We start from the raw sequence: 396 nt of genomic DNA, 5'->3' as shown, positions 1-396 counted from the left end.
CTGTTTTTCAGAATGATAAGCTAATTCATAAGGTAAGTTTTGAACTTTCAGAATTTGAAAAGCAATTTAAAAAACTTAAAAAAGAGTTTCCGAAATTAAAAACTAGTATAATTTCTTCCGTAGGTAGGTTGTCTAAAAAACAGATTGAAACCGTTGAGGACGATTTAAAAGTCCTAGAGCTTAACCATGATGTAAAGCTGCCTTTTAAAAACCTTTACGAAACACCAAAAACGCTTGGAGTGGATCGTATTGCATTGGTGTGTGCTTCGGTGAATCAATTTCGAGACAGCAATGTGCTGATTATAGATGCAGGTACTTGTATTACTTACGATTTTGTAACTGATAAAAATGAGTATTTAGGTGGTGCGATTTCACCTGGTGTTAGATTGAGATATC

1 protein-coding gene is annotated in these 396 nt (G+C 33.8%); it reads left to right on the top strand.

What is annotated here, in order from left to right; translation table 11 throughout:
* Positions 1-396, top strand: a 396-nt coding sequence (locus ACRHNM_RS16285; RefSeq protein WP_431137693.1) for a type III pantothenate kinase, incomplete at both ends; no start/stop codon positions are given.

This window comes from Psychroserpens mesophilus (assembly GCF_050617655.1).
GTDB classification, from domain to species: domain Bacteria; phylum Bacteroidota; class Bacteroidia; order Flavobacteriales; family Flavobacteriaceae; genus Psychroserpens; species Psychroserpens mesophilus_A.
This window is presented reverse-complemented; position numbering and strand designations above follow the sequence as displayed.